The sequence below is a fragment of the Pseudarthrobacter sp. Hb11 genome, assembly GCF_059383655.1.
This window is the reverse complement of the sequence record NZ_JBWZCM010000001.1, coordinates 408,050-427,755: the sequence shown is the minus strand read 5'-3', so window position 1 is coordinate 427,755 and position 19,706 is coordinate 408,050. Positions and strand designations below refer to the sequence as shown.

The following is a 19,706-nucleotide window of genomic DNA, read 5'->3' as shown; positions in this document are numbered from 1 at the left end:
GTGGATATCACCTTCATGGTGGCGCTGGTCATCGGACTGGCACTATTTTTCGACTTCACGAACGGCTTCCACGACACAGCGAATGCCATGGCCACGCCCATCGCAACCGGTGCCATCAAGCCGAAGACTGCGGTCACACTCGCGGCCATTTTGAATTTGGTGGGTGCCTTCCTGTCCACGGAAGTGGCCAAAACGGTCTCCGGCGGCATCATCCGTGAAGGATCCGAGGGCGTGCAGATCACGCCGGAGATCATCTTCGCCGGCCTCATGGGAGCAATCCTGTGGAACATGATCACGTGGTTGAAGGGTCTGCCGTCGAGTTCCTCGCATGCCCTGTTCGGTGGTCTGATCGGTGCAGCCATCGCCGGCATCGGTTTTAATTCCATCAATCTTGAGGGCCTGCTCCAGAAGGTCATCCTGCCCGCGATCTTCGCGCCGCTCATCGCCGGCATCGTCGCCTACATTTGCACGCGCCTCGCCTATGCTTTGACGGCGCGGCATGACCCCGAGACCGGCAGCAAGCTCACCCAGAAACGCGGCGGCTTCCGTACCGGACAGATCTTCACCTCCAGCCTGGTGGCACTGGCCCACGGCACCAACGACGCCCAGAAAACCATGGGCATCATCACGCTCGTCCTGATTGCTGCCGGCACCCAGACGCCGGGCTCCGGTCCGCAGTTCTGGGTAATCGCGGCCTGTGCCCTTGCCATCGCCATCGGCACCTACGCCGGCGGCTGGCGCATCATCCGGACCATGGGTGCCGGGCTCACCGAAGTGAAGCCCGCGCAGGGCTTCGCTGCCGAGACCAGCACCGCGTCTGCCATCCTCGCGTCCTCACACCTCGGCTTCGCACTCTCCACCACCCAGGTGGCGTCCGGTTCCGTTATCGGTTCCGGCATGGGCCGCAGGGGAACCAGTGTCCGCTGGAACATGGTGGGCAAGATCGCACTGGGCTGGCTCTTCACTCTTCCCGCGGCCGGAATAGTCGGCGCGCTGACAGCGCTGCTGGTCAAGACCGGGGTGGTGGGCGTCCTCATTGCAGCCGTCGCCGGCACCGCCGCCGTTCTGTTTATGTTCTTCTACTCACGTAAGTCGGCCGTGGGCCATCACAATGCCATCGAGGTGGAGGAGGCCGGCCAGGCCGTGCGCTTCGCCAAGAAGAAGGCCATGGCCCGTGCGCGTGCCAAGGCCAAGGCCCACGCCAAGGCCAACCCTGAGTCCAACGCCGTTGCTGAAACCAGCACCAGCGCCCAGGGCAACACCAGTGCTGGGGCCAATACCGGCACTCAAGCGAACACCAGTGCTGGGGCCAATACCGAAGCCGAAGCCGTTACTACGAAGGATGCCCAACGATGAAGTGGTTGGAACTGCTGACCGTGGCCGGTGCCACGTTGGCGGCCGCAGTGACCGTGGTGGTTCTCTACTCGCTTGGCGTTCGACTCACGGCCATCGCAGGTGACGTGCGTCAGGCGTCACCCGGCGTGAAGCGGTCCCTTGCGTACCTCTGTTTCGGCCTGTGCGGACTCGCCGTGCTCTTCGGTCTTTACCTGATCATTCCGTACTTCTCCGGCTAGCAGGCGCTGCCAGAACCAGAGGAACAACCGCCGGGCCGTTGGCCAGGCCGGGGCGGATCACTAGGCTGGTGCCATGTCACGGATCCAGTATTTTGTAGCCGCGTCCCTTGACGGTTTTATTGCCACCTCCACAGATGATCTTGGCTGGCTCCTTCAGTTCGACGGTTTTGAGGGCGGCAAGGAAAGCTACGAGACGTTCATGGCGGGCATTGGCTGCATTGTTATGGGCGGCGGCACCTATGCCTGGTTGATGAAACACGAACCGGGAACGTGGCCCTATCCAGATACTCCCTGCTACGTCTTCACCCGGCATGAGTACCAGGCACCTCCCGGGGCGGACCTCACATTCGTGCGAGGGAGTGTCAGCGAATTCGCTGCAGACTTCCGGGCCGATGCGGCAGGCAAGAACGTCTGGGTGGTGGGCGGTGGAGACCTCGCCGCCCAGTTCGCCGATGCCGGTCTATTGGATGAGCTCATCCTCTCCGTCATTCCCGTGGTTCTTGGAGATGGCAAGCGGCTCCTCCCATTGACGGGCCCGACGCCGCCACTTGAGTTGACTGCCACGCGCGCCATGGGCAGGGGCATTGTTGAGCTGCGGTACGAGTTGAGCGATCGTTAGCCCACCGCCTCCCAACGCCCGGCGGCGCCTAAGTAACCCGAACCTGGCGGCGGCGCCTAAGTAACCCGAACCTGGCGGCGGCGCCTGCGGCTTTATCCGCCGTGGGCGCGAAGGAACCGTGCAATGTCTTCTTCGCCGAGAGAGTATCCGGTGCGGATGAAATCCACGTCGCTGCGCGGAGGATCGCCCGGCACGGTCTGTAGTTGGTGGGGCCAGTGTGCTGGTTCCCAGTGGTGGTGTTCGGCTTTGTAGTGCCGGCTCCTTTCATGGGTTTGGTGAGGCGGTAGCTGGTGCGGCCGATTTCCAGTGGGGCGCTATCGCGGGGGTCGACGAGGACGCGGTGGAACGAGCTTGCCCCGTCCGCGAGGAGTTTTCGTGCCATGGATGCCGGGATGGGGCCGTATCCGTCCAGCATTGCCGGTTCTTCGGTGAGGCCCAGCAGGGAGAACACGGGCACGGTGACCAGAACCTGCGGCTGGATCGATGACGATGGTTCGCAATCCGTTTCTTCAGGTTCACGATCCGTGTCTGCGCCTGCATCGGCGCCTGTGTCCGGGCCGGCATTTGTGCCTGCGCCGTCGCCGCTGCCGGCAGTAGTTCCGGCGCTGATCCTGGTCCCGCTGTTCAGCAGGGCTTCGGCGAACTGGGCGGCCCGCAGTTGGGTCAGGGTGCGGTGTTCGATGGGGCTCTGCATACCCCTGGCGATGGCGGTGAGCCGGTTCCAGCCCGCTACGGCCCGGTCGGCGGGCAGGTAGGCGGAGAGCCAGGCCATGCCGTCCTGGTCGGGCCGGTATTCCACCCGCCGGTCTGCCACACCTTTGGCGTGGCGTTTTTCGATGGACTCGATGTGGTGGCGTTCCCGCCAGGTCCGGGCTTTGGTTTTGAACCGGTAGGCCGGGATGTCCCCGATCGCGGCGGCCGTGGCGGGTTTCGGGGTGTCCGGGTCCAGGAAGTGCCCTTCCAGGGCCGCGGCGCCGGCGGGGTCGAGGGTGGCGGTTTCGTCGACCATGACCTGGGCGTGCCGCCACGGGATCGTCCCTGCTTCGAGGGCTGCCAGGGTCCGGGGCAGGGAGGTGGTCAGGGCGTGGGACTGGGCCAGCAGGGCACCGGCGGCCCGGCTGCTGAGGGCCAGGAGGCTGCCGACTTCCGCGGCGATAGCCATTTCCTGTCCCTGCACAGGTGCGTCGGGCGGAGCGGCCGCCCGCGCGGTCTGGGCGTACGTCCCTGTAGCGTTGACCACTAACGCCGACATCCGGGCCTGGACCCCTGAGGCACCGGTAAGAATGTCCAGGCAGCCATCAGCCAGCCCTGCCAGCGGATCAGCAGCCGAGAACGGCTCCGAACCGCATCCCTTCGCCTCGGCATTGAGCACGGCAAGAGCGGCATTGATGTCCTCAAACGCCTTCGCTACCGCCGCTGTACCCATAAACCCATCATGACAAGGGGGTCAGACATTCCGGCCGAAGTGCCAGCGGACGGTTTCTAGCCCTGACGCGGTGCGGCGTTATCCCGGATCATGTTGGTGATGCGTGCCGTGGACAACCGGCGCCCCTGCTCGTCCGTCATCACAATCTCGTGGGTGGCAAGTGTCCGGCCGAGGTGAATGGCGGAGCACGTGCCCGTCACCGTTCCCGCTGTGATGGACCGGTGATGTGTGGCGTTCACCTCAATGCCCACGGCGTGGCGGCCTGGCCCGGCGTGCATGCCCGCCGCGAATGATCCGAGTGTTTCGGCCAGCACCACGTGAGCGCCGCCGTGAAGGATTCCGGCCACCTGGGTGTTGCCTTCCACAGGCATGGTGGCCACTGTCCGTTCCGGGCTCATCTCCAGGAACCGGATGCCCATCTTCACCACCAGGGCGCCGATCCCGAATTGGCCCAGCCAGGCATGCAGGTGGTCCGGCACACCGGCGGCGGTGAGCTCATCGGCAAAGGGCCCGGGCGTGAAATTGTCCATCATGGCAACTAGGCTGGCACCTGTGAGTGAAACAACCAAACCGGCCCCTTTCCCGTCCAATGTCCTGCAGGAGGACACCGCCCCGCAGGGCTCCACTGCCCTTGAGGACGCTGCTGTTCAGGACACGGTTCCGGTTCAGGCCGGTGGCTCGGTTTCGGCGACTGCCGCCCCCGTGGTTCCCATGACGGGCCAGCCTCGGCTGCTGGTGCTGGACGGGCATTCGATGGCTTTCCGCGCCTTCTTCGCTCTTCCTGCAGACAAGTTCTCCACGGCGAACGGGCAGCACACCAACGCCATCCACGGCTTCACCTCCATGCTGATCAACCTCATCAAGGAACAGCAGCCCACCCACATTGCCGTGGCTTTTGACGTCTCTGACTCGTCCACGCACCGAAAGGCCGAGTACAGCGAATACAAGGGGGGCCGGAACGAAACCCCGCGCGAGATGAACAACCAGATCGACCTCATCGGCCAGGTGATGGAAGCCTGGGGCATCAAGACCATCAAGATGCCCGGCTACGAGGCTGATGACATTCTTGCCACCCTTGCCGCCATGGGCGAGAAGGCCGGCTTCGAGGTCCTCCTGGTTTCGGGGGACCGGGATGCTTTCCAGCTGATCACGGACAACGTTTTTGTGCTCTACCCGAAGAAGGGCGTCAGCGATATCCCCCGCATGGATGCCGCCGCAATCGAAGCCAAGTACTTCGTTAGCCCTTCACGGTATTCAGATCTCGCCGCGCTGGTGGGGGAGACGGCCGATAACCTCCCGGGAGTGCCCGGCGTCGGTCCCAAAACGGCAGCCAAGTGGATCAACCTGTATGGCGGTCTTGAGGGAGTCCTCGAACACGTGGACTCCATTGGCGGCAAGGTGGGTGACGCGCTGCGGGAGAACGTCGACGCCGTCAAGCGCAACCGCCGACTGAACCAGCTTCACACGGACCTGGAACTTCCCGTCACGCTTGATGAGCTGTACGAGCCCCGCCCGGACCAGGCTGCACTCGAGGACCTGTTCGACCAGCTCGAATTCAAGGCCATCCGCGGCCGGCTTTTCGCCCTTTACGGCGACGACGATGCTCCCGCCCCTGAGCGTGCGATCATTGAAACCCCTGACTTCATCACGCCCTCCGGGGCCGCTGAGCTCGCCGAATTCCTGGATGCAGGGGCGGGCCAGCGCCACGCTGTGGCTGTTGACCTGGTGCCCGGACGGATCGGAGAGGATGCTGCCGGACTGGCCTTCGTACGCGATGGTGCTGCCGCTTATGTCGACCTCTCTGCCCAGGACGCCGAGGCGGAAAATGTCCTGGCATCATGGTTGCGGGACGCCGAAGCGCCGAAGGTCATGCACGGATTCAAGGCCGCACTGAAAGCCCTGGCTTCCCGCGGCCTGGAGCTTGGCGGCGTAGTGGACGATACCTCGATCTCCGGTTACCTCATCCAGCCGGACCGCCGCACGTACGAACTTGCCGAACTTGCCCAGCACCACCTCAACGTCGGGATTCCCGCCGCCACTGCGAAAGCCGGCCAGCTCGAGCTTTCCTTCGACGGCGACGACCAAGCAGCCGCGGGCGCACTGGTGCAGGCAGCCGCCGTTGTCCTTAAACTGAGCCATTTCTTCGAAGCGGAGCTGAAGGAGCGCCGTGCCGAGGAGCTGCTGTCCACCCTGGAACTTCCGGTCAGCCGGGTCCTGGCCGACATGGAACTCGCAGGCATCGGGATCGACATGTCCCGGATGGACGAACAGCTCGCAGACCTCGCCAGGGTTATTGACAGCGCCCAGGAGCAGGCCTTCGCGGCGATCGGCCATGAGGTCAACCTTGGTTCCCCCAAGCAGCTGCAGACCGTGCTGTTTGAAGAGCTCCAGTTGCCCAAGACCAAAAAGATCAAGTCCGGCTACACCACGGACGCCGCGTCCCTGAAGAACCTCCTGGAGAAAACCGGCCACGAGTTCCTAGTCCAGCTCATGGCGCACCGGGAAGCCTCCAAGCTGCGCCAGATGCTGGAGTCGCTGAAGAAGTCCGTTGCCGAGGACGGCCGGATCCACACCACCTACGCCCAGAACGTCGCGGCTACGGGCCGGATCTCGTCCAACAACCCCAACCTGCAGAACATCCCCATCCGCAGTGAGGAAGGCCGCCGCGTCCGCGGGATCTTTGTGGTCAGCGACGGCTACGAATGCCTGCTGTCCGCGGACTACTCCCAGATCGAAATGCGGATCATGGCGCACCTGTCCGGTGATGCCGGCCTCATCCAGGCCTACAAGGATGGCGAGGACCTGCACCGGTTCGTGGGCTCCAACATCTTCCACGTGCCCACCGAGGAAGTCACCAGCGCCATGCGCTCCAAGGTGAAGGCCATGTCCTACGGGCTGGCTTACGGCCTAACCTCCTTTGGCCTGTCCAAGCAGCTGGAAATCTCCGTGGACGAGGCCCGCACCCTGATGAAGGATTACTTCGACCGGTTCGGGGCAGTCCGCGACTATCTCCGCGGCGTCGTGGACCAGGCCCGTGTGGACGGCTACACGGCCACCATTGAGGGACGCCGTCGCTACCTCCCCGACCTGACCAGCACCGACAGGCAGCTGCGGGAAAACGCGGAGCGCATCGCCCTCAACAGCCCCATCCAGGGCTCGGCCGCGGACATCATCAAACGCGCTATGCTCGGTGTCCATGCAGAGCTCAAGTCGCAAGGCCTGAAGTCGCGGATGCTCCTGCAGGTCCACGACGAATTGGTCCTCGAAGTCGCTCCGGGGGAGCGGGAAGCCGCGGAGAAGCTCGTCACGGAACAGATGGGAGCCGCGGCCGACCTCACCGTTCCGCTGGAGGTCCAGATCGGTGTGGGTCCCAGCTGGTACGACGCCGGGCACTAGAAACCCGGCTATAGAACCGGCGGCACCAGATCCGGCCGCCTTCTGGATCGGACCGGCGGACGTGCAGGGCGGCATCGCAAAGGCGGCGGCCAGAAGGTCCCCGGGCTGGACCTGCTCCGCCTGCACAGCGAGTTCATGCCGGCCAACGGTTTCGCCTTTGCCGGCCCGGAACAGTGTCGCTGTTGGCCAGGTGCCGGATTCATTGGTTAGGCTCGGACGGATGGCTGACCTGAGCGGGAAATATGAAATCCGGCGCTTCGGCGCGGTGTCCAAAGACAATGACGGTTATGCGGAGGCGGAGACCTGGTCCCGCGCGGTGTCCTTCGGGTTCCACGAGTCCACGCGCACGCCCGAACACGTGGCAAAGTCACTCGCCACCTACGAGACGGACGGCCGGGTCCTTACTGGCGTCTACCAAACGGGCGCAGTAGCGCCGGGATCGCTGCCTGCTGAGGTGCCGGTAGCCACGTTCGCCACGTTCCGCAAGAACCTCAACATCGGTTTCGGCCGCATGTTGCAAACCCAAATGGTCACAGCGGTAACCGTCCGGACCTCGCACCGCCGCCGTGGGCTGCTGCGCCGGATGATGAGCGAAGACCTGCGCCTCGCGAAGGAGGACGGCATCGCGATGGCGGCCCTCACCGCCTCGGAAGGAACCATCTACGGGCGCTTCGGTTACGGAGTCGCCAGCTTCGAACGTTCCATCAAGGTTGACACCACTGCGAGGTTCAGCCTGGCGCACCGGCCCACGGGCAGCGTGGAAATTGCCGACCCCACGGCCCTGCTGCAGCTCGCACCGGAGGTTTTTGAGCGTGTCCACCAACTTACTCCCGGGTCCCTCGGCCGGCAGGACTGGTACCGGCAGTTGGCGTCGGGAGCGCTCGGTCGCGATGGCAAGGAGGATCCCGCCATCAAAGTGGCGCTCCACTACTCGGCGGACGGAGCCGTGGACGGCTACGTCTCTTACAAATTCCTCGGCTGGGACACAGAACCCTACACCGTGGAAGTGGTGGACCTGGTGGCCGCCGGCAACGACGCCTACCTGGAGCTCTGGCAGTTCCTCGGCGCCATCGACCTGGTGGAGCGCGTTTCGTGGGACGAGGCGCCGCTGGATGACCCGTTAACCTGGGCCCTTGCAGACCCTCGCTGCATCGATTCTTCGGACAGCCGGGACATGCTGTGGCTCCGCATCCTCGACGCCGCCAAGGCACTGGAGGCCAGGCAGTACCCGGCGGACGGCCGGCTGGTCCTCGAAGTCCATGACTCCCTGGGCCTCACGGAAGGAACTTTCGGCCTGCAGGTCCAAAGCGGGAATGCCGCCATCGAGCGCCTTCCGGAGACCCCCGAAGCGGACCTTGTGCTGGATGTCTCGGCGCTGTCCTCGATTTACCTGGGCGCCGTATGTCCCGTCACCCTAACGGCAGCAGGCCGGATCCTGGAGAATACGGCCGGCTCAGCACTGAAGGCCAGGCAGATGTTCGCCGTCGAGCGGGCAACACACTGCCTCACGCACTTCTGAGGGCATGCACCTCAGGCGAGGCGGGCCGCTTTGACCCGTGTTGCGCGCAGCGACTAGAATAAACGGGCGTGTACCACGTGCACGCTTTCTGAAATCCACAAAATCAGGATGACCCGGAGGATCCGTCGGATTCACCGCAAATCGCGCCTGCGTTCCATAACGCGGGCGCGCCGGTTTGCCTGACCGACTAACTATCCACAACGGAGCCCCTACTACATGACCATCACCTCCACCGAGAAGCCCGGTACCCCCGTAGTCGCCATTAACGACATCGGTACCGCTGAGGACTTCCTCGCAGCAGTCGACGCGACCATCAAGTACTTCAACGACGGAGATCTCGTCGAAGGTACCGTCGTCAAGGTCGACCGCGATGAAGTCCTGCTCGACATCGGTTACAAGACCGAAGGTGTCATCCCCTCCCGCGAGCTGTCCATCAAGCATGACGTTGATCCCGGAGACGTTGTCTCCGTTGGCGATCAGGTCGAAGCCCTGGTGCTCACCAAGGAAGACAAAGAAGGCCGCCTGATCCTCTCCAAGAAGCGCGCTCAGTACGAGCGTGCCTGGGGCGACATCGAGAAGGTCAAGGAAGAAGACGGTGTTGTCACCGGTACCGTCATCGAGGTTGTCAAGGGTGGTCTTATCCTCGACATCGGCCTGCGCGGCTTCCTGCCCGCATCCCTCGTCGAGATGCGCCGTGTGCGCGACCTGGCTCCGTACATCGGTCAGCAGATCGAGGCCAAGATCATCGAGCTGGACAAGAACCGCAACAACGTGGTCCTGTCCCGCCGTGCATGGCTCGAGCAGACCCAGTCCGAGGTCCGCTCCACGTTCCTCAACAAGCTGGAAAAGGGCCAGGTCCGTCCCGGCGTCGTTTCCTCTATCGTCAACTTCGGTGCCTTCGTGGACCTGGGCGGCGTAGACGGCCTGGTTCACGTTTCCGAGCTGTCCTGGAAGCACATCGACCACCCGTCCGAGGTTGTCGAAGTTGGCCAGGAAGTCACCGTCGAGGTTCTCGAGGTCGACCTGGACCGCGAGCGCGTCTCCCTGTCGCTCAAGGCTACGCAGGAAGATCCGTGGCAGACCTTCGCCCGCACCCACGCCCTCGGCCAGGTTGTTCCGGGTAAGGTCACCAAGCTCGTTCCGTTCGGTGCGTTCGTCCGCGTCGAAGACGGCATCGAAGGCCTGGTCCACATCTCCGAGCTGGCCGTGCGCCACGTGGAGCTGGCAGAGCAGGTTGTCTCCGTTGGCGACGAGCTGTTCGTCAAGGTCATCGACATCGACCTCGAGCGCCGCCGCATCTCGCTGTCCCTCAAGCAGGCCAACGAGGGCGTCGACGCCGACAGCACCGAATTCGATCCGGCTCTGTACGGCATGGCCGCAGAGTACGACGAAGAGGGCAACTACAAGTACCCCGAGGGCTTCGATCCCGAGTCCAACGAGTGGCTTGAAGGCTACGAGAACCAGCGCGCCGCCTGGGAGCAGCAGTACGCTGACGCCCAGACCCGCTGGGAAGCCCACAAGAAGCAGGTTGCCCAGCACGCTGCCGACGACGCTGCAGCTGCAACGTCCGGCGAGAGCGACTCCGGCACCACCAGCTACTCCTCTGAGCCGGCTGCAGCCGAGTCCAACACCGGTGGCGGCACGCTCGCTTCCGACGAGGCTCTTGCAGCACTGCGCGAGAAGCTGACCGGCAACTAATTGCCTCCGGTCCGCACTTTCCGGGCCACCTAACAGACCCCCTGCCCACAAGGCAGGGGGTCTGTTGCGTTAGTGCGCTGCTGGTCCGCTGAGCTCTAGGGTCAGCCAAGCCTAAAGTACGACGACGGCGCTGACCGTCCCGTCGTCGTCGGGCCTGAGTACGGCGCCGGCGGAGGCAAGGAGGCGCTGGGCGCCGAGGTTTCCGGTCAAGGTGCGGGCGGTGACCCGGGCGACCCCGGCGCTGCGGGCCTCGCTCAGGACCAGGCGGAACGCTGCGCTTCCGATGCCGCGGGACCGAAAACTCCTGCCGAGCCAGATGCCTGTTTCTGCAACAGTTGTGCCGTTGCCAAAGACAGCGTCACCGGATTCATAACTGCCGGAGTCGGCACTGCCGGGCGCAAGGCGGCGGAGGCGGATGGACCCGGCCAGGCTGCCGTCGGCGAGAATGCCCCACGTCTTCAACCCGGCATGGCCGGTAAGGCCCTGGGCAGCGGCGCGGTGATAACTGAAAAACCACGCCGTACGCTCCAGGTTCCAGCCCGGGCCGCCCAGCGGGGGAGCCACCTCGTCTGGGGAGGCGTCGCGCTTGGCCAACGCGAGGAGCTGCTCCAGCACTGATTCATCCACGTCCACCAAGGACACGTCAGGGAAGCGGGACATCCACCCACTCCGTCCCTTCCGGGCTGAGGGAAGCACTGCCCGAGGTCAACAACTGGAGGCGGTCCGCCGCATCTGCGATCGTCCGGGCGTTGTCTGGTACTGCCACACGCAGAACCGTGTGCTGTGCACCGTAGCTTGTTTCCGCCATCACGAATCCCGCTGTCCGGAGATCGTTTTCGAGCCTGCCGGCAGCAGCATGGGGCACTTCCGCGGAGCAGATCCGCAACCGGCTGCGCCGCACCAGCGGCACCAGGGACAACGCTGAGGACACGGACTCCGAGTACGCGCGCACCAGTCCGCCCGCCCCCAGCAGGATTCCGCCGAAGTAGCGGACGACGACGGCACTTACGTCACTGAGGTCGGCCGCCCCGGGCATCGTTTCCCTTTTGGTGAGGGCTTCGAGCATGGGGACGCCGGCGGTTCCCGAGGGCTCGCCGTCGTCACTCGAGCGCTGGATATCCCGGTCGGGGCCGAGGATGAATGCGGAACAGTGGTGCCGGGCGTCGTGGAACTCGCGGCGGAGGCCTGTCACCAGGTCCCGCGCGGCTTCCTCGGTGTCAGCCCGGCGCAGCACCGTAATGAACCTTGAGCGCTTGATCTCGATTTCGTGGCGGAAGTCAGGACCGGACGCCAGGGTGGTGTAGCTGGTGGCCCGGCTCGCTTGCTCTTGCACCCGGCCCAGTCTAGGCCCCACCGCCTGGGCTTGGTGGGGTTAGGGTGGTGGAGTGCTGAAGATTGGGTTGACGGGTGGAATCGCTTCAGGAAAATCAGCAGTCGCCGCGCGCCTGAGGGAACGCGGGGCAGTGCTGGTGGACGCCGATGCGCTGGCACGGGAGGTGGTGGAACCCGGCACCGAAGGCCTGCAACGGATTGTGGCGGAATTCGGCGAGGACGTCCTGGGCGCTGACGGCAGGCTGGACAGGCCCAAACTCGGGGCCCTGGTATTCGGCGACTCCGCCCGCCTCGCCGCGCTGAACGGAATTGTCCACCCGCTGGTCCGTTCCCGGGCGGCCGCCATTGTGGCGGAAGCCCCGGAGGACGCGGTGGTGGTGCAGGACATCCCGCTGCTGGTGGAAACAGGCCAAGGCGCGGACTTCCATCTGGTTATGGTGGTGGACGCCCCGGATGAGATGAGGCTGCAGCGGATGCTGGAGCACCGTGGGATGACCGCTGAGGCAGCCCGCTCCCGGATGGCGGCCCAGGCAACCCGGGAGGAACGCCTCGCCGTGGCTGACGCCGTCCTCGACAACTCGGGCACGCTGGAGCAGCTGGTGGCAGACGTAGATCGGCTGTGGGATGACCGCCTGGCGCCCTTTGCCCGGAACCTGTCGGCGGGAGAAAGGGCAGCGAGGGCCGGGGGACCGGTCCTGGTGTCGGCGCGGGTCGACTGGGCGAGCGAAGCCCGGCGACTGATGAACAGGATTATCAAAGCCACTCCTGCCGGGCAGCAGGACATGGTGGCAGGTGACCACATCGGCTCCACATCAATTCCCGGCCTGGACGCCAAGGACGTCATCGACCTGCAGCTCACCGTCCCGGACCTGGACATTGCCGACGCCCTTGCACCAGCGCTGGCCGCGGCCGGATTCCCCGTGATTCCGGGGATCACCACCGACAACCCCAAGCGCGGCCACCCGAACCCTGATGACTGGCGGAAACGCATGCACGCGAACGCCGATCCGGGCCGGCCGGTTAATTTGCACATCAGGGCCGCCGGCTCGCCCGGCTGGCGCTTCGCCCTTTGCTTCCGCGACTGGCTGCGGGCGGAACCGGCAGCGGCGGCGGAGTACCTGGCACTAAAGCGCAGACTCGCTGCCGCCCACGCCGGGGACACATCAACGGAGGACTACGCGGCGGCCAAGGAAGACTGGTTCACGTCCATTGAAGAACCCCTTGAACGGTGGGCCAAGCAGTCCGGCTGGCAGCCGGCGTCGCCGGTGTCCTGACCTGCCTCGTTGGCACTCTTCCCGCGCTGCTGGGTCCGGTGTTCGCCCGTAACGGACTTGCCCCCTCAGTGTCGGTGCCCCACTGTAAATTAGAACCATGAGCCTTGCGCAGGAAGTCAACCGTGTTGTAGCGCCCTTCGAGGTCATCAGCGAGTTCAAGCCGGCCGGCGACCAGCCTGCCGCCATTGCCGAACTGACGGAGCGTATCAAGAACGGCGAGAAGGACGTGGTGCTGCTCGGCGCCACCGGTACGGGCAAGAGCGCCACCACGGCGTGGCTGATCGAACAGGTCCAGCGGCCCACCCTGGTGATGGTCCAGAACAAGACCCTCGCAGCGCAGCTGGCCAACGAATTCCGTGAACTGCTGCCCAACAACGCGGTGGAGTACTTCGTCTCGTACTACGACTACTACCAGCCCGAAGCCTACGTGGCGCAGACGGACACGTTCATCGAGAAGGACTCCTCCATCAACGAGGAAGTGGAGAGGCTCCGCCACTCCGCCACCAACGCCCTGCTGACCCGCCGCGACGTCATTGTGGTGGCTACCGTGTCCTGCATTTATGGCCTGGGTACTCCGGAGGAATACATCGCCGGCATGGTGACCCTCCGCAAGGGGGCGGAGATGAACCGTGACCACCTGCTCCGGAAATTTGTCGCCATGCAGTACGCCCGCAACGACATGGACTTCCACCGCGGCACCTTCCGAGTCCGCGGCGACACCGTGGAAATCATCCCCATGTACGAGGAACTGGCCATCCGGATCGAGTTTTTCGGAGATGAAATCGAGAACATCCACACGCTGCACCCGCTGACCGGCGAAGTGATCCGGGATGAAGAGGAGATGTACGTCTTCCCCGCTTCGCACTATGTGGCGGGGCCTGAGCGGATGGCCAAGGCCATCAAGCGGATTGAAGACGAACTCGCCGACCGGCTGAAGGTCCTGGAAAGCCAGAACAAGCTCGTCGAGGCGCAACGGCTGCGGATGCGCACCACGTACGATCTCGAGATGATGCAGCAGATGGGCTTCTGCAACGGCATCGAGAACTACTCATCGCACATTGATGGCCGTGCCCCCGGTACCGCTCCGCACTGCCTCCTTGACTACTTCCCGGACGACTTCCTGCTGGTGGTGGATGAGTCCCACGTGACCATCCCCCAGATCGGTGCCATGTATGAAGGCGACATGTCCCGCAAACGAAACCTCGTGGACTTCGGCTTCCGCCTGCCGTCCGCCATGGACAACCGTCCGCTCAAGTGGGATGAATTCCTCCAGCGGGTGGGCCAGACCGTCTACCTTTCCGCGACTCCCGGCAAGTACGAGCTGGGCAAAGCGGACGGTACGGTCCAGCAAATCATCCGGCCCACCGGACTGATCGACCCCGAGGTGGTGGTCAAGCCCACCAAGGGCCAGATCGATGACCTGCTGGGCGAAATCAAAACGCGCACCGATAGGAATGAGAGGGTCCTGGTCACCACGCTCACCAAGCGGATGGCGGAGGACCTCACGGACTACTTGCTGGGCCATGGCGTGAAGGTGGAGTACCTGCACTCAGATGTGGACACCCTGCGCCGCGTGGAGCTGCTCCGCGAGCTCCGGATGGGCACCTTCGACGTCCTGGTCGGCATCAACCTGCTCCGCGAAGGCCTGGACCTGCCCGAGGTCTCCCTGGTGAGCATCCTGGACGCCGACAAGGAAGGCTTCCTGCGGTCCTCCACTTCACTCATCCAGACCATAGGCCGCGCCGCCCGCAACGTCTCCGGCCAGGTGCACATGTACGCGGACCGCATCACGGACTCCATGGCGCACGCCATCGATGAAACCAACCGCCGGCGCGCCATTCAGGTCGCTTACAACACGGAGAGAGGCATCGATCCGCAGCCGCTGCGGAAGAAGATCGCCGACATCACAGACCAACTGGCCAAGGAAGACGCTGACACCCAGGAACTGCTCAGCAACAACCGCCTGGCCAAGGGCGGCAAGCGCAAGTCTGCGGCGAAGGGTACTGCCCAGGTCCGCTCCGACGGCCTCGCGGCCGCACCCGCCGAGGACTTGGTGGGCCTGATCGAACAGCTCACGGAGCAGATGCACGGGGCCGCAGCGGAGCTGCAGTTTGAGGTGGCAGCGCGCATCAGGGATGAGGTCAGCGAACTGAAGAAGGAACTGCGCCAGATGCAGGCAGCCGGGCACGCCTGACACAATCGTCAACGCTGAATGGTCCGGGCAGCGGCCTGCGGTACAGTTAATGCCACGTAGGGGAGTATCCCAAGCGCTACGATCGTCAACACGCAGGGCATAGTTGCCCCGCCGGGCGTAGCGGGCCGCCACATCAGCACCAAGTGCACAGGCAGGCCGGAGAGACTTACACTGCATCTCTGTACCTGCGAAAGGCTGCCCTGTGCTCGAATTACCCGTGTGGTTCGAGGTCGGCTCGTTAGTCGTCCTCGGCCTGATCCTCCTGATCGACCTTCTCCTGGTGGTTCGCCGCCCCCACGAACCCTCCATGAAGGAGGCAGGCCTCTGGGTGGCGTTCTACGTCAGCCTCGCCCTGGCATTCGCCGGCGCCATGTTCGCCTTTACCGGCCCTGAATACGGCGGACAGTTCGTCGCCGGCTGGGTTACGGAATACAGCCTCAGCATTGACAACCTGTTTGTCTTCATCATCATCATGGCCAGGTTCTCCGTACCCCGGAAGTACCAGCAGGAAGTGCTGATGGTGGGCATCATCATCGCCCTGATCCTGCGCGGCATCTTCATTTTGCTTGGCGCCATCGTAATCGAACAGTTCAGCTGGGTGTTCTACATCTTCGGCGCCTTCCTGCTTTGGACCGCCTGGAAGCAGGCCCAGGATGAAGGCGAGGACGAAGAAGACCGCGAGAACCCGCTGATCGCCCAGATCCGCAAGGTCATCCCCATGTCGGAGAAGTTCGACGGCGGCAAGCTGCGCACCACGGTGGACGGCAAGAAGGTCTTCACCCCCATGCTGATCGTGTTCATCACCATCGGCCTCACTGACCTGCTCTTCGCCGTCGACTCCATCCCCGCGATCTTCGGCCTGACCCAGAGCCCCTTCATTGTCTTCACGGCGAACCTGTTCGCGCTGATGGGCCTGCGCCAGCTGTACTTCCTGCTGGGCGGACTTATGAACCGCCTGATCTACCTGAAGCACGCACTGTCCTTCATCCTGGCGTTCATCGGCGTCAAGCTGGTCCTGCACGCCATGCACGTCAACGAACTGCCGTTCATCAATGGCGGCCAGCACATCGAGTGGGCTCCCGAGATCCCCACGTTTGTGTCCCTGGCGGTCATCGTGGGCACCATTGTCATCGCGGTGGTTGCCAGCCTCCTCAGCTCCAAGGCAAAGGAAGCACACCTGGACCCGCGCCTCGAGGAAGACGTCCGGAAGAGCCACAGCGACGTCGACTAGTTCCTTCCGTTTCTGCACACGGGCAATCCCGGCCGCCCTGCGGCCGGGATTGCCGGCTTTAAAGTGGCTCTTTAAGAGCCGGACGCCGAGGACTATGCTCTGATCATGGCCGGCACTTTGATGACGGAAAGCGGAGTGCGCCAGGTGCAACGGCGCACCGTGGTGCTGCTGAGTGCGGCCCAGGTGTTCGGCGGAATCGGAACCGGGGCCACGGTTTCCATCGGATCCATCCTTGCCGTGGAGCTCTCCGGATCAAGTGCCTGGGCGGGTGCCGTGGCCACGGTCATGACGTTGGGCGCCGCGCTGGCTGCCTTGCCCCTCGCCGCCCTTGCCGACCGCCGAGGACGCCGGATAGGCCAGGTCGCGGGGCTTTCGGCCGCCCTGCTGGGCACTCTGCTGATGGTTCTGTCGGTGGTCTGGGGCGTGTTTGTCCTGCTCGTGCTCGGCGCAGCCGGTATTGGGGTAGGGACGGCCGCGAGCCTGCAGGCGCGTTTCGCCGCCGTCGACCTCGCTGATGCCGAGCACCGTGGCCGTGCCCTCTCGGCCGTCGTCTGGGCTGTGACCGTTGGCGCTGTGGCCGGCCCCAATCTGATCCAGCCCGGGACCGTGGTGGGCGAGGCGCTCGGGTTGCCGCCGGTAGCGGGCCCGTTCATCATCTCCGGGGCAGGTCTCCTCGTGGCCACTGTGCTGCTCTTCGCCGGCTTGAGACCCGACCCCCTGCTGCTCGCCCGCAGCCTCGCATCCGTCGCGCTTCCCGCCCCGCAGGACTCCGCCCAGCAAGCGCCCTCACCACAGACACCCTTGGCACGGGCCCCTGCGACGCCGGCGGGCGGATCCCTGGCGCGGGGGATGCAGGCCATCCGCAGCTCACGGATGGCACTGCTCGCCGTGTCCGCCGTCGTCGGGGCCCACGCTGTGATGGTGGGCGTTATGTCGATGACGCCGCTTCACCTGCAGCACCTTGTGGAAGGGCCGGCCGCGTCGCATGCCGGGCACACGGCGTCGGGGGACGTCGTGGTGGTCATCGGATTCACCATCTCCCTGCACATCGCTGGCATGTTCGCTCTGTCGCCGGTGATGGGTTGGTTGACGGACAGGGCGGGCAGGATTGAAACCATCATGATCGGCTTCGGCCTGCTGATCACCGCCGTCGCGGTGGCCGGGTTCGGCCAGGACTCCACCGCCGCCGTCGCTGTGGGGCTGGTCCTGCTGGGCATGGGCTGGTCGGCGTCCACCATCTCCGGCTCCACCCTCCTGGCCGAGAGCGTCCGCCAGGATTCCCGGGTGGTCGTCCAGGGCGTCTCAGACATGCTGATGGGGATCGCCGGCGCGGTGGGCGGGGCCACCTCCGGCCTGGTCCTGAGCCAGGCCGGCTACCTGGGGCTGAACATGGCGGGAGCCCTGGTGGGTGTGGCTGTCCTCGCGGCGGCCGCGGTCACAGTGGTGGCGCGCCGGCGTAGGTCAGTTGGCACCGGAGGTTAGCGGTACCCTGGATCAGCTGCGAACGGAGCGGGCCATGCCCAGCAGGCGGGTGAAGATGCCCTCGCCGTCGTCGGCGATCCCGTCGTGATGGAAATCCCCGGTCTCCCAGACCTGAAGCCCGCGGACGGCTGAGGCCGTCTCCAAGGACAGGTTCCGGTCCACGTAGATGTCGTCCGAGTAGACGGCGGCGGCCACGGGCACAGTGTTGACGGCCAGCCGGTGAACGTCGTAGAGCGGTTTCCAGTCTGATTTTGTTGCCAGCCGCTCCGCCACCTCGCGCAGGGGGCGCAGGGCGGGGTCCTGGTCGAAGTACCACGGGTAGACCATTTCGCCGGTGAGCAGCAGCGGGTCCGCGTCCGGCTCGAACTCCGGATACTCACGCAGCACCCGCCAGGCAGACCAGTCCGTGGCTTCGCCCTGGCCGTAGATGGACTCGTGCATCAGGGCGTACAACGGGTTGGAGCGGCGGGACACTATCCCTTGCATTTGTTCGAGGAAGGGATCTGAGAGCCTGCTGCCGCCGGCGGTCTCCGTGAACGCGTCCTCCAGCAGGTAGTGCAGGCTGTCCACCCGGGTGTTGCCGCCCAGGAAGGCACCCGCCATCTGGAAACGCTCCACGGTGAGGGGACCGCCGTCGGGCAGGAACTCCGGGGTGCTCCGCAGATGGCGCGCGATCCGGTCGACAGTGGACCGGTCCTCGGGATACCAGCTAAAGTATTCGGCGTTCCGTGCGGCCACGCGCTTGAAGGTGGCACGGTATACGTCCTCAGCCGGGCGGGTCAGCGGGGGCAGGCCGCCGGTGATGAACGCCTCGCAAAGGCCTTCGGGGGCAAACGAAAGGTAGGTGAGCGCGCAAAAGCCACCGTAGCTCTGCCCGTATATACCCCAAGGCGGTGAACCCAGCGCATTCCTGATCAGTTCGGCGTCTGCGACGATTGAATCAGCCCTGAAATGCTCCAGATAGGCCGCCTGTTCCTTCGCCGTGCCGCGCAAGGGCAGGGTGTTCCGGTCAAGGGCGGTGGACAGCCCGGTGCCCCGCTGGTCCAGCATCAGGATCCGGAAATCCTTGGCAGCGGCCTTGCTCCAGCCGCCCAGCGAACCGAACCTGTTGCCGCGGCCGCCCGGACCGCCCTGCAGGAACAGCAACCAGGGCAGCCTGGCGGCATCTTCCTCACTGTGGGAGGCCGAGACGTACTCGCGGGCGAAGACGGTGATGGTCCCGGGGTCCGTGGAGAAGTGGTCCAAAGGCACCGTGAAAAAGTGCTCAACGGTGCGCATGCCACGGAATTCATGTCTGGCCCGGACCTCGTGCCGCACCTGCCCGCGTGCGGCCGCTAACTGCACGTCAGCCATTGGCGGCGGCCGGCACAGTACTGGCGAACTGCTCGAGGGCATCACCGGTGAGCCGGAAGGTGGACCAGCCGTCCATGGGACGGGCGCCCAGGCGACGGTAGAAGTTGATGGACGGCTCGTTCCAATCCAGCACGCTCCACTCCACCCTGGCATAGCCGTTGTCGACGGCAATCCCGGCGAGGTGCTGCAGCAGCGCCTTGCCGTGCCCTTCGCCGCGCGCTTCCGGGCTGACGTAGAGGTCCTCCAGGTAGATCCCGTGGACACCTTCCCACGTTGAGTAGTTCAGGAACCAGAGGGCAAAGCCACGGACTTCGCCGCGATCGTTCGCGGCCATGGCCGCGAAGACCCGCGGGTTGCTGCCGAACAGCACCTGCTCCAGCATCTCAGGGGTGTTCCGGACTGCGTCCGGTTCCTTCTCGTAGTGCGCCAGTTCGTGGATCATGCGGAGAATCGCGGGGACGTCTTGCGGGGTTGCCGGGCGGATTACACTCATTGTTCGAGCTTACCGCCGGGACCGCCGCCTTGCAGTCAGTCGGTCCTGCAAGGCGGTCTCTCCATGGCGGCTCCCTACAGTGCGGCGCCACCCGAAAGCCTGCACACTTCCGCCG

General features: G+C 64.8%; 16 protein-coding genes. 10 read left to right on the top strand and 6 right to left on the bottom strand.

All coding sequences use genetic code 11. From position 1 onward, the window contains the following. From AC50X7_RS02005 to AC50X7_RS01995, 3 genes are all read left to right on the top strand, one after another. On the top strand, window positions 1–1,356 hold the full coding sequence (locus AC50X7_RS02005; RefSeq protein WP_494977515.1) for an inorganic phosphate transporter: 1,356 nt from the start codon (window positions 1–3) through the stop codon (window positions 1,354–1,356). Beyond that, window positions 1,353–1,574: a hypothetical protein gene (locus AC50X7_RS02000; protein WP_307095205.1), complete on the top strand. Its 222-nt coding sequence runs from the start codon at window positions 1,353–1,355 to the stop codon at window positions 1,572–1,574. The genes AC50X7_RS02005 and AC50X7_RS02000 overlap by 4 nt, the downstream gene beginning before the upstream one ends. A 73-nt stretch (window positions 1,575–1,647) precedes the next feature. Next, window positions 1,648–2,193 carry a dihydrofolate reductase family protein gene (locus AC50X7_RS01995; RefSeq protein ID WP_494977514.1) on the top strand — a complete coding sequence of 182 codons (546 nt, stop codon included), beginning with the start codon at window positions 1,648–1,650 and terminating at the stop codon, window positions 2,191–2,193. A 28-nt stretch (window positions 2,194–2,221) separates the two neighbouring features. Here AC50X7_RS01995 and AC50X7_RS01990 read toward each other — a convergent pair whose 3' ends face one another. Further along, window positions 2,222–3,619 (bottom strand): DUF222 domain-containing protein, encoded by a 1,398-nt coding sequence (locus tag AC50X7_RS01990; RefSeq protein ID WP_494977513.1) that lies wholly within the window; start codon window positions 3,617–3,619, stop codon window positions 2,222–2,224. Between the two features lie 56 nt (window positions 3,620–3,675). Further along, window positions 3,676–4,152: a hotdog fold thioesterase gene (locus AC50X7_RS01985; RefSeq protein WP_494977512.1), complete on the bottom strand. Its 477-nt coding sequence runs from the start codon at window positions 4,150–4,152 to the stop codon at window positions 3,676–3,678. 220 nt (window positions 4,153–4,372) lie between these two features. On the opposite strand from AC50X7_RS01985, the gene polA reads away from it, so the two are divergent. The 3 genes from polA to rpsA all read left to right on the top strand — a co-directional run bounded on the left by polA (window position 4,373) and on the right by rpsA (window position 10,232). Then, complete coding sequence (gene polA / locus AC50X7_RS01980; protein ID WP_494977821.1) at window positions 4,373–7,015, top strand: DNA polymerase I; 2,643 nt, start codon at window positions 4,373–4,375, stop codon at window positions 7,013–7,015. A 220-nt stretch (window positions 7,016–7,235) separates the two neighbouring features. Continuing rightward, window positions 7,236–8,534, top strand: a complete 1,299-nt coding sequence (locus AC50X7_RS01975) for a GNAT family N-acetyltransferase (RefSeq protein ID WP_494977511.1) — start codon at window positions 7,236–7,238, stop codon at window positions 8,532–8,534. 216 nt (window positions 8,535–8,750) lie between these two features. Further along, entirely contained in the window at window positions 8,751–10,232 is a 1,482-nt protein-coding gene (rpsA, locus tag AC50X7_RS01970; RefSeq protein ID WP_104045544.1) for a 30S ribosomal protein S1, read from the top strand. Window positions 10,233–10,343: 111 nt separating this feature from the next. Here rpsA and AC50X7_RS01965 read toward each other — a convergent pair whose 3' ends face one another. After that, window positions 10,344–10,892, bottom strand: a complete 549-nt coding sequence (locus tag AC50X7_RS01965) for a GNAT family N-acetyltransferase (protein ID WP_494977510.1) — start codon at window positions 10,890–10,892, stop codon at window positions 10,344–10,346. Beyond that, window positions 10,876–11,565: an IMPACT family protein gene (locus AC50X7_RS01960; RefSeq protein ID WP_494977509.1), complete on the bottom strand. Its 690-nt coding sequence runs from the start codon at window positions 11,563–11,565 to the stop codon at window positions 10,876–10,878. Before AC50X7_RS01960 ends, AC50X7_RS01965 begins: the two co-directional genes overlap by 17 nt. A 52-nt stretch (window positions 11,566–11,617) precedes the next feature. Here AC50X7_RS01960 and coaE point away from each other — a divergent pair, with 52 nt between their 5' ends. From coaE to AC50X7_RS01940, 4 genes are all read left to right on the top strand, one after another. Continuing rightward, on the top strand, window positions 11,618–12,838 hold the full coding sequence (gene coaE / locus AC50X7_RS01955) for a dephospho-CoA kinase (protein WP_494977508.1): 1,221 nt from the start codon (window positions 11,618–11,620) through the stop codon (window positions 12,836–12,838). Window positions 12,839–12,935: 97 nt separating this feature from the next. Continuing rightward, window positions 12,936–15,032 carry an excinuclease ABC subunit UvrB gene (gene uvrB / locus AC50X7_RS01950; protein ID WP_494977507.1) on the top strand — a complete coding sequence of 699 codons (2,097 nt, stop codon included), beginning with the start codon at window positions 12,936–12,938 and terminating at the stop codon, window positions 15,030–15,032. A gap of 202 nt (window positions 15,033–15,234) precedes the next feature. Beyond that, entirely contained in the window at window positions 15,235–16,263 is a 1,029-nt protein-coding gene (locus AC50X7_RS01945; RefSeq protein WP_494977506.1) for a TerC family protein, read from the top strand. Between the two features lie 105 nt (window positions 16,264–16,368). Continuing rightward, window positions 16,369–17,745 carry an MFS transporter gene (locus AC50X7_RS01940; protein WP_494977505.1) on the top strand — a complete coding sequence of 459 codons (1,377 nt, stop codon included), beginning with the start codon at window positions 16,369–16,371 and terminating at the stop codon, window positions 17,743–17,745. Window positions 17,746–17,757: 12 nt separating this feature from the next. Here AC50X7_RS01940 and AC50X7_RS01935 read toward each other — a convergent pair whose 3' ends face one another. Together AC50X7_RS01935 and AC50X7_RS01930 are read right to left on the bottom strand one after the other, a co-directional pair. Further along, the gene (locus tag AC50X7_RS01935) at window positions 17,758–19,023 is read right to left on the bottom strand and encodes an alpha/beta fold hydrolase (RefSeq protein ID WP_494977504.1); all 1,266 of its coding nucleotides are present in this window, start codon (window positions 19,021–19,023) and stop codon (window positions 17,758–17,760) included. A 67-nt stretch (window positions 19,024–19,090) separates the two neighbouring features. Continuing rightward, window positions 19,091–19,591, bottom strand: coding sequence for a GNAT family N-acetyltransferase (locus AC50X7_RS01930; protein ID WP_494977503.1), 501 nt, complete (start codon window positions 19,589–19,591; stop codon window positions 19,091–19,093). Window positions 19,592–19,706 lie beyond the last annotated feature (115 nt).